The organism is Lentiprolixibacter sp. (assembly GCF_982873095.1).
Genome location: NZ_CEYNTP010000076.1, coordinates 1 through 10,783 on the forward strand (window position 1 = coordinate 1; position 10,783 = coordinate 10,783).

At 48.0% G+C, this 10,783-nt stretch carries 6 protein-coding genes and 2 tRNA genes; 3 read left to right on the forward strand and 5 right to left on the reverse strand.

The features are described 5' to 3' along the window. From rnr to AC4E7D_RS06380, 3 genes are all read left to right on the forward strand, one after another. On the forward strand, positions 1–1,932 hold a 1,932-nt coding region (gene rnr, locus AC4E7D_RS06370), incomplete at its 5' end, for a ribonuclease R (protein WP_490172978.1). Positions 1,933–1,974: 42 nt separating this feature from the next. After that, complete coding sequence (locus AC4E7D_RS06375) at positions 1,975–2,658, forward strand: head GIN domain-containing protein (protein ID WP_490172979.1); 684 nt, start codon at positions 1,975–1,977, stop codon at positions 2,656–2,658. Between the two features lie 12 nt (positions 2,659–2,670). After that, entirely contained in the window at positions 2,671–3,336 is a 666-nt protein-coding gene (locus AC4E7D_RS06380) for a LysE family translocator (protein ID WP_490172980.1), read from the forward strand. Positions 3,337–3,371: 35 nt separating this feature from the next. Here the strand turns inward: AC4E7D_RS06380 and AC4E7D_RS06385 are convergent. The 5 genes from AC4E7D_RS06385 to AC4E7D_RS06405 all read right to left on the reverse strand — a co-directional run bounded on the left by AC4E7D_RS06385 (position 3,372) and on the right by AC4E7D_RS06405 (position 10,759). Beyond that, positions 3,372–3,442 (reverse strand) — tRNA-Cys (locus AC4E7D_RS06385). Positions 3,443–3,535: 93 nt separating this feature from the next. Continuing rightward, positions 3,536–3,607: transfer RNA gene (locus tag AC4E7D_RS06390), tRNA-Cys, on the reverse strand. A 56-nt stretch (positions 3,608–3,663) separates the two neighbouring features. Continuing rightward, positions 3,664–4,020 carry a dihydroneopterin aldolase gene (folB, locus tag AC4E7D_RS06395; protein ID WP_490172981.1) on the reverse strand — a complete coding sequence of 119 codons (357 nt, stop codon included), beginning with the start codon at positions 4,018–4,020 and terminating at the stop codon, positions 3,664–3,666. A 45-nt stretch (positions 4,021–4,065) separates the two neighbouring features. Then, positions 4,066–5,010, reverse strand: a complete 945-nt coding sequence (locus AC4E7D_RS06400; protein ID WP_490172982.1) for a PorP/SprF family type IX secretion system membrane protein — start codon at positions 5,008–5,010, stop codon at positions 4,066–4,068. A gap of 19 nt (positions 5,011–5,029) precedes the next feature. Further along, positions 5,030–10,759 carry a T9SS type B sorting domain-containing protein gene (locus AC4E7D_RS06405; RefSeq protein WP_490172983.1) on the reverse strand — a complete coding sequence of 1,910 codons (5,730 nt, stop codon included), beginning with the start codon at positions 10,757–10,759 and terminating at the stop codon, positions 5,030–5,032. Positions 10,760–10,783 lie beyond the last annotated feature (24 nt).

Here is a 10,783-nt window from a genome sequence, read left to right on the forward strand (position 1 = left end):
ACAGGTCGCGGGAATTCCTATGTGGTTTCGGACGAGCTGGAAGAAGATGTTTTTGTTCCCTTCAACCGTATCAACCGGGCGCTTCATAGGGACAAAGTAGAAGTGTATGTCTTTCCAAAAACGCGCTCTAAAAAATTAGAAGGCGAGATCAAAAGAATACTGGAGCGGAAAAAAAGCGCCTTTGTAGGTACCGTGGATTTGCAAAAAACCTTTGCTTTTGTACGTCCCACGGATCCTAAAATGTATACAGACATCTTTGTTCCCCGTGAACATATCGGCAAGGCTAAGGACGGGGACAAGGTTTTGGTGGAAATTTCCCGATGGGATGAGGGTGAAGATTCACCAACAGGCCGCATTACTGAAATCCTGGGAAAACCGGGTGAGCATCACACAGAAATACATGCTATCCTTGCAGAATACGGTCTGCCGGCAACATTTCCAATGGAAGTAGAACGATTTGCCCAGCAACTAGACACCCGTATCCTGGATAAGGAGATCAGAAAGCGGAAAGACATGCGGGAGGTGCTTACATTTACCATAGACCCTAAGGATGCAAAGGATTTTGACGATGCGTTGTCTTTCCGGGAACTGGAAGGCGGACTCTTTGAAATTGGGATACATATTGCCGATGTATCGCATTACGTGCAACCCGATACCATCCTTGAGGATGAAGCCTTTGAGCGCGCCACTTCTGTATACCTGGTAGACCGGGTAGTTCCCATGCTCCCGGAAGTATTATCTAACCAGGCCTGTTCCCTGCGGCCTAAGGAAGAGAAGTATACTTTTTCAGCAATCTTTCAGCTGGATCAGGAAGCCCGGGTCAAAAAAGAATGGTATGGCCGTACGGTGATCAACTCTGACGAGCGCTTTGCTTATGAAGAAGCCCAGCATATCATTGAAACTGGTAAACCAATAGTTCCTGCTGATGTATCTATTCGCGAAGGGGGGTATACGGTATCCCGGGAAATTGCTGATGCCATCATCACGCTGGACCGCCTGGCGAAAAAAATGCGGACAAACCGCATGCGCGCGGGAGCAATCACCTTTGACAAGGTTGAGGTAAAGTTTAATCTCGATAAAGAAAACGAACCGGAAAGTGTTTATTTCAAAGAAACTAAAGACGCCAATAAGCTGATCGAGGAATTTATGTTGCTCGCTAATAAAAAAGTGGCGGAATTCATCGGGAAAAGATCGCCCACACACACCTTTGTGTACCGGGTGCACGACGAACCCGATGAAGAGAAATTGATGGCGCTTAACGGGATTGTTTCAAGGTTTGGGCACAAGATTAACTTCCAGAGTAAAAAATCCATTAGCGCGTCTCTAAACAAGCTTCTCGTGGACGTACAGGGCAAGCGCGAACAGAACTTAGTAGATACCCTGGCCATACGCAGTATGAGCAAGGCCATCTACACCACAGAAAACATTGGGCATTACGGGCTGGCTTTTGATTATTATACCCATTTCACCTCTCCGATCCGACGCTATCCGGATGTAATGGTCCACCGCTTGCTGCAACACTATCTGGACAAAGGAAAGTCACCTAAACCCGAACCTTATGAGGAACACTGCAAGCACGCCTCCAATATGGAGCAGCTGGCATCTCAGGCGGAACGGGATTCAGTCAAATATATGCAGATCAAATTCATGCAGAAACACGAGGGAGACAGCTTTAAGGGTGTGATTTCCGGAGTAACCGAGTGGGGGATCTATGTGGAGATCATCGAAAATAAGTGTGAAGGCATGGTTCGGATTAGGGATTTACGGGATGATTATTATACCTTTGATGAAAGGCAGTATGCTCTGATAGGCGAGCGTACAGGCAAGGTCCTGCAATTAGGTGACGAAGTAATGGTTAGTGTAAAGAACACAGATCTGGTAAGGCGCCACCTCGACTTCAACCTGCTGGGCACGATTGACAAGGCGAATTAAAGCAAATCAGGTTTGTTTTTTACGCCGGCCAAAAGGAATACCATGAAAACACTGCTGGCATCATTTCTATTCATCATTACAACAGGCTTATCCCTTTCTGCCCAGGGGGAATCCGTTAACAGGGAACTCCAGGCCTTCCGGGAGGTAAAAGCTTTTGACGGTATTTCTGTAAACTTAATACGATCACAGGAGAACAAGGCGGTAATCAGAGGGGCGAATACCAACAAAGTCGCTATTGTTAATAATGATGGTGTTTTGAAGATCCGCATGGAAATCGATAAGTTATTCAGTGGCTACCGCACTTTTGTAGACCTGTATTACGCCCAACCTCTAATTGTCATTGATGTAAATGAAGATGCCAGGATTACCTCTGAACAGGTTTTCGAACAGGAAGTTCTCGAGGTAAAAGCCCAGGAGGGCGGGGAAGCAGAAATTGAAGCCCGGGTGGAACAGTTGCTGATCAAGTGTGTTACCGGCGGGATGATCACCGCGAGTGGTACTTCTGCCAACCAGGACGTACAGATCAATACGGGGGGACAATATTTTGGCAAGGCTTTCACTACAAACTTCAGCACTGTAAACGTCAACGCAGGTTCCAGGGCAGAAATTTATGCAACAAAATATGTGAAGGCCACCGTGAAGGCAGGGGGACAGGTTTTGGTTTTCGGGGACCCTGAAAAAATGGATGAAAAAACCGTTTTCGGTGGAAAAATAATCAGAATGTAAAGTCAAAGGAAGATGGTCGAAGACATCCAGGCAGCGATACCATTGGGCTTGTTATTGAGCTTTATGATTGGCCCTGTTTTCTTCGTCTTGCTCGAAACCGGTGCTACCAAAGGATTCCGGGCGGGACTGGTCTTTGATCTTGGGGTTATTTTTGCCGACATCATTTTTCTAGTTATTGCTTATTTCAGTAGTTACCAGCTCCTGGAAAACCTAAGCAACCAACCCGGCTTATATGTTTTTGGCGGGGTGATCCTCCTCCTTTACGGGATCACCATATTCTTCAACAGGGAAAGTCTGAAAAGTAAATCAGATATAAAACCGCGCAGGGGCGGGTATCTCAGCTTATTCGTTAAAGGCTTTCTTCTAAATTTTATAAATATCGGCGTGCTTGTGTTCTGGCTTGGGGTAATTATAGTAGTAGGGCCCAGCCTCGACAATGACCCCAACCGGATGATGGTCTTTTTTGGTGCTATGCTGGGGGCCTACCTCTTTGTTGACATGATCAAGATCCTCCTGGCAAAGCAACTCCGTTCGAAGCTCACCGTGGAGCGGATTCGTTTGGTTAAAAAAGGACTGGGCATTATCCTTGCCATCTGCGGACTTGTCCTGATCACCAAAGGGTTCCTTCCTAAGGACAAACTCAATATTGAGAAAGGGATCGAACTGATCAACGAATAGGCACAAAAAAACCCTTCTCGAAGAAGGGTCTTTTGAGGCATCGAGCGGATTCGAACCGCTGTACAAGCTTTTGCAGAGCTGTGCCTAGCCACTCGGCCACGATGCCTGTTAGTTGTGCAAATTTATGGGATTTCAAAGAAAGAGTTCAAAAGTTAAGGCACAATTATTCCAATCTTCCTTCCCCATATCGGGTTCTTAGAGGCATCGGGTGGACTCGAACCACCATACAAACCCTTGCGGGGTTTGGCCTAACCAATTCAGCCACAATGCCAGGGTGTGGCAAAAATAAGCCTCCTTTTTGTTTTTTGAAACTACCTGGCCGGTCTTTTAACGACTATCATGTAGTTTTACCGAGACAGCTTCCACATCCCCGCCGATGGGAGGGTTGATCTTGGATATTGTCACCACTGCGTCCTTAACCGGTGGGAGTTCTTCAAAAATGCGATCCAAAATGCGCTTCCCGACGTGTTCCAGCAACTTTGACCTGATAGCCATCTCTTCTTTGACAATTTTATGGATATGAACGTAATCTACGGTATCCCCAAGAATGTCAGACTTAGCTGCCTTTTGCAAATCAGCCGTTACAGCTACGTCTACCCGGTAATCACTACCAATGAGCGCTTCTTCTTCCAGGCAGCCGTGATAGGCATAAAGGCGGATATTATCCACGGAAACGGTTCCCATAACATACAGGTTTACCGCAAACTTAAGCTTTTGGCGTGGATTCTCTTAGTAGGTACAACGACAATTGCTGAGCCCCTGGAAGAGGTCAACCCCTAAGGTGATCACATGGGTACCCGTACTGAAACCGAGGATTTCATTAAGGATGATCTGATAGGAATATCCGAAGTAAAAATTACTCTTCTTAAGTCCTATCAAGGGTGCGATATACAAAGGATTACCAATCTGGTCGTTCAGGAAACGGTAGGTGACCCCGGCGTAGTAGTAATCTTCAAAATCATACCAACGGAATTTGGTGTTGAGGTCAGTAACGGAACGGCCATCACTTTCGAACCACTGGAAAAATACAGAAGGCTCAATTTCCAAACGGCTGTTTTTATTTTTTGAATACCTATAACCCGTGTAGATGTAGTAGTTCCTTAGCCTGTTAGGCTCAAAAACAGGATTAAAACTGGTGAGGTCCTTGTCCAGCAGGTTGGAAGCATTGAGGCTGAAGTAAAACTTATCATACCGGTACAGCACCCCTACATCAAAGTTGTGGTTGGTGGTCCTTCGGTCGTCTGTGACACTAGGGTCCGGACTGTCAAAATTTTCGATGTCGATCCGGAATTGGTTAAAGTTATAGGAGATCCCGAAAGAGAGGAACTCATCGTCATACTTGTCCAGCGTAAGGTGGTGGGCAAAGGAAAGCCGCGCACCCCGTTGCCGGGTTTCCCCGTTACTGTCATTATAGAGGAGCATCCCCAACCCGGAACGGTTTCCAATACGAGCATCGGCCGCCAGGGACTGGGTATCGGGAGCATCCTCGATACCCACCCACTGGGTCAAGCCGTTAATCCTAACCTTGATGTGGTCTCCAATACCAGAATAGGTGGGTGACATCACGAAGGGGTTATCTGCCAGATATTGTGAAAGCTGAGGCAAGGTTAACTCCTGGGCAGTTGTGGCCCATGTGATGAAGAGGAGTAATAAGGTTATAAGCGGTCTGCGCATTGCGTCCAGGTTAAGTCAGTTATCGATACAGTGTAAAGTGGCCCACAAATTCACGTTCGTCTCGTTCCCCATTTAATTTGATTACGTACCAGTAATCACCTGTGGGGAGTTCATTGCCGTGGTAGGTGCCATCCCAACCTTGTGAACCGTAGGCTTCTTCAGCTACCACTCTACCATAACGATCATAAATTTTTATTAGTATTTCCGGGAAGCCTTCCATGTTGTCCGGGATCCAGAAATCATTCATTCCGTCACCATCCGGGGTAAAGAAATTGGGGATTTCGATATCGATGAATTCCATAAAAATCTGGGCTTCCATCTCACAACCCAACTGATCTACCACCCTTACGGTATGGGTAGCGGTTTCTGTGATATAGTAGGTGTTGTCTGAGCCGTTGTTATCATCATTGAAATAGAAAGTATACGGCGGCAATCCTCCGGCAGCTATAGCTGTAATCTCGTTGATGTTGTTCTGTTCGAGGGTCAGCGTAAGCGGCTCATAGCTGTCTATTTCAAAATCAAGCGTTTGAACACAACCGTTGGCGTGTGAAATAGCAACGTAGTGGCTGCCAGGAGCCAGATCCCTGAAATCAGGGTTCAGTTGCATGTCTGCCGGATCTGTAGAATCCAGGGCATACATGATGGAACCAAGAACGGAGGGGTCTTCCATGGTAATATTGATATAATTACCAGGGATATTACCCGTACACTCGTATACCGGTTCCACGAGACCATTGAGGTTCACACCCGGTTCTATTTCAACAATCACATTGGTTTCACAATCATTGGCATCCCTAACAAACACTACATACATGCCTGCTGCCAGATCGCTGAAAGTAGTTTGACCTGCAACAAAATCAGCATCGGCATTAGAATTGAAAGCAGTGCGGTAAGGAGGGGTTCCTCCGCTGATGGCAACGGTAATGCTACCATCTTCGCTACCAGCACATACTTCGGGCAGGGCCGTATAGGTCATTTCCACCGGAGTAGGCGCGGTGATGGTAAACTGGAAGGGAATGAAACATCCATTAACATCCTGTGCGATCACATCGTATACGCCGGGTGCCAGATCGGTAAACGTATTCACCGTATCGAACTTGTTGAGGTTCGGGCTGATGGCATACAGAATTTCACCAGTTCCACCAGATACTTCCACGGTAATGGTACCGTCCTCTTCCCCTGCACAGGTAACGTTAGTGAATTCCTGGCGGTCGATCTGCAATGGCATCGGTTCAGTGATGATGATCTCATTGGTAACCTCAACACAATCCACACTGGTCACACGTACCCAGTAACTTCCGGCGGGAAGGTTCTGGAACGTACCATCGTTTTGAGGACCATTTAACAGCATCGTTAAGGCAGCATCACCAAAGAGCTCATAGGAATAATTTCCAAGTCCGCCAGCGGCTTCTGCAATAATTGTGGCTGTGGATTCCCCGGTACAATTGATCATGGCGGCGCTGTCATCGATATTGATGGTCAATGGCTCAATCGGATCTATGGTGATCTGGTTTGAAATATCCGCTTCACATCCTACTGCATCCCGCACATAGTACTGGTATACACCATCAGTCACCGTAAAGGTGTGGGTGTCACCACCAGACATAGGCTGGAATACGATTCCATCTGTACTGTATTCATACGGCGCAGTTCCGCCTGAGGCAAACAACATCAGTTGCGCATTGTTCGTACACGTCATCATGGTCGTCTGAACAAGGGCACTTTCTACTTCTGTAGGTTCGGTAATGGTTACCTGAACCGTCTCTACGTCACAATTCCATCCGTCAGTCACAGTGATGCTGTAAGTGCCCGCACCCAGTCCGGTGAAAGTTGGGCTTCCCTGGGCCCCTGAACTGAAGGTAATGGTAGTGCCTGTAGCATCGTATACGTTCAGGATATACTGGTAACTTCCCTCTCCCCCTACCACATTGATAGCGGTTACTGAGGCATTAGTATCCCCGTAACAAAGCAGGTTGGTCAAAGCAGCTGATATGTCTGCTGTGATTGGAGCAGGTTGTACTAGTGTTTCAACATCATTCAGCACACATCCGCCCGCATCCGTAATGGCAATGGTAAAATTACCTGCTGAAAGACCACTGAATATGAAGCTGCTCACCCCATTTACGGTGTATACCTGGCTTGTTGTGGTGTTGGTCAGTACAATATCATATGGGGCATACCCACCTGTTGGCGCTACCAGGATCTCACCCTGGTCATTGGTACAGGTGACATTGGCTAACGGATTAACTGCAGCCGTCAGCGGCATATCAGGAGACATGATAGTAATGATATTGGTATCTTCCACACAGAAGGGCGCAGTCGTTTCGGTAACCCTTACGAAATAGTTGCCTCCTGAGAGTCCGGTTATCGCGAATGGATTAGTGCTGGTGTCCCCCGCACCGGTGATTCCTGTGCTAACTCCCGCAGCGGTAAACACTTCATAGGTGTATGCTCCGGTATATCCGGCAACATTGATTTCCAGAGTCCCATTGGTGTCCCCAAAGCAGGTAACCGGGGCAGTAGCTGTAGCCACCACATCAATTAGGTCATAAGGCGCAACCGTATAAGGTGCAGTATATACGTAGCACCCTGTTGCATTATCCGTTACCCGGAAGGTAAAAGTACCGGGGGTGGTCAGCTCAAAGGTAGCTGTAACATTGGTGGGTGTTCCGGTTAATGTGCCGTTGGGGTTTCCAAGCGGCAACAACTCAAAGGTGTAGGTGTTGGCCGGGTTACCGTCATCACTCACAGTGATCAGGACCTCTTCTGGATTCAAGCAACTGATAGCCGCATTCTGGCTTACTGCTGCTGTAAACACATTCAAAGGAGTGAGTGTAACCGTATCTGTGGTGTTACACCCATTCGCATCCGTCACGTATACGGTGATATTCTGAGTGCTTCCGTTGTCTACAACATTAAACGTATTGCTGGATTGCCAGTTAACATTATCAATACTGTAGAGGTAAGGCGCAGTTCCGGTACCCGGGCTTACTGTAGCCGTTATTGTGGCTGTATTTACCGTGTTGTCCGGATTACAATTGAACGCCGTTGCGGCTGCTGACATTAACAGTAAAGCTGGCTCATTAACTACAACTACTTCCCTCAGGGAACAACCGCGGTTGGAAACAGCCTCCACCTCATAGGTTCCTGCAGCCAATCCGCTAAAGAGGGGATCGGTTTGCGGACCCGCGATCAAAACAGCGCCGCTGTACAGGTTGTAGGTATACGGCGGATTGTCGTTTACACCTGGCGCACTCGGCGTGAGGTTAACGGTGATACTGCCGTCGCTTAGTCCGTTACAGGAGACATCAACCACTGTATGGGGGTCAAAAGTTACCGGGGCAGGCGTATCCAGGTCTACCGTAATAGTTTTGGTACATACCGGGTTGGAAGTATCCAAATCAGTAACGACAAAAGTATAAGTACCGGGCTGGCTTAAGCCTGTAAACACCCCAGTTGCATTTGATGCAGTGGTCACCAGGTCAGGGAAGGTAACGGTGTAGTCCAGGTTAGCTGAACCGCCGCTTACTGCAATGGTTATTTCCCCATCAGGTGTGGCAGTACAATCGATAGGCTTGACTACCGTACCCACCAGGTTCATTTCTTCATAAAGCACCTCAGGTCCGATGGTAGTAGTACACGACCATTGGTCAGTGATCTGAACCTCGTAACTACCCGCACCAAGACCACTGAATACCGTACTGGTCTGAGGGGCGCCAAAAGGAACACCATCCTTGATGAGCTGATAGGTGTAATTGCTTCCTTGTCCCCCTGTCGTACCCACAACTTCAATTTCTCCCTGCAGGTTGATGCAGTTTTCCTGATTGATCTGTAGGGTAGCTGTAATAGGCGCAGGATCAGCAAGGACGATATTGTTCTGTACCATTTGCTGGCAACCCTGGCTGTCCATTACCCAGGCTTCATAGGTTCCTGGCGACAGGTTTTCAAACCTCGGACTGGCAACAAAGGAACCAGGTCCTGCCGGGGCGGCAGTTCCCACAAAGTAGGTGTAACCTCCCCATCCGCCTTGTACGTTGGTGATTTCAATAATGCCATCGTTTCCTAAACAGGTAATAGGCGTAACATCCGCCAGCGCAGTGATTGCTGCAGGAGGCCCATCAATGGTGAAAGGCTCTGAATTTACACAGCCCGGATCGTTAGTCTGGGTAACAGTCACGTAATAACTTCCCGCCCCAATGTTAATTACCGGGGTAGGTCCGTTTCCGGCCTCTGAGCCTGAAGTCACAGAAACATCATCTGCCGTATTCGTTGGGGTACCGTTAGTGTCCCAGATCTCCCAGTCGAATCCACCTGCGTAGGTAGCGTCGATAAGTTCAAAAGTTACCTGCCCGGTAGCGGTGCCGAAACAGATGACATCGCTCAGTTTTACTACGTCGATGGTAAAGGTGTTCGGGTCTTCCAGGGTTTCCGTAGCTGTAATCATACAACCCGTATCCACGTGTCGGATCAGGAAGTTATAAACCCCGATATCCAGGCCACTGAACACATTGGACGCCTGCCAGTTGGTTCCATTATCTATGCTGTACTCATACTTAAGCGGATCGTTAACAGTGGATGTCACCGTGATGGTGATTTCTCCGTCCATCCCCGGGTTACAGGTTATGGGATTGGTGATGGCCGCAGTGGCCGTCAGCAATTCGTCATAAGGAAGAATAATAGCTGTTGTTGTGCCAATACAACCATTGCTGTCATAGACATTTATGGTATAGCTGCCACCAGCCACATTCGTTTCTACATAAGTGGTATTAGGTCCAGTTTGCACTACTACATCATCACCTGGCGCAGGAGTGCCCTGGTCATTGATAAACTCGTAGATCACATAAGTTCCGCTTCCTCCTGTAATGCCTGCCGCATTGATACTGATGCTGGCATTATTCGGGTTATTTCCGGCGGTACAGCCAAATTCGACTACCGTAGGTGCCGGAACCGCAATGGGGTTGGGCTCATCGATTACAATTCCAAAGATGTCGGTAAAACAATCATTAGTGCCCAGACCACGAACATCATAGGTTCCCGGAGGCACATTCTCAAAGGTATTTCCATTGAGGACCACGCCAACCGGCATTGGGGTCAGGGTATAGGTCAATGGGTTGATACCATTGTCTGTTTCCGTCAAGGTGATGGTTCCGTCAGACCCGCCGAAACAGGTGACATCTGTATGGGTTTCAGTAAAAATTGGAACTACTGCATTCGGAATGTCAATAGTGATCGTCTCCGCACAATTCGGAGGTGTTGTACTCTGATCGTAGATGGTAATATCATAGGCGCCTGCGGCACTTGCTCCCGTCCAGGTGAATGGATTAGAAGGCAGGGCTGTTCTGGCAACATCTACTGCTCCCGGGCCATCAATAGAATATTCATAGTTTCCGGATCCGGAGGTCACTTCGATTGTTATTTCAGCATTGGCCGCAGCCCCAGGTTCACAATCCAGCAATGCGGTTTGCGTCACCAGGAATTCGAGAGGCGTGATAATATCAAAAGGATCGGTTTCCGAGCAACCGTTGAGGTCCCTTACTGTGATGCTCTGGGCCATTCCTGAGCTCAAACCAGAGACCGTATATTGGTTGCTTCCATCAAACACGATATTCTGGAAGGGCCCGCCATTAATGCTTATTTGATAGGGAGCAACTCCAGCCACATCCAGGGTAACCAACACCTGGAATGTTCCTTCTGGCGCACATTCATCCACTATGGACAGGGAGATTTCCGGGCTGCTGTCTAGAAGCACAGTTACGGGATCGCTCTGAATACA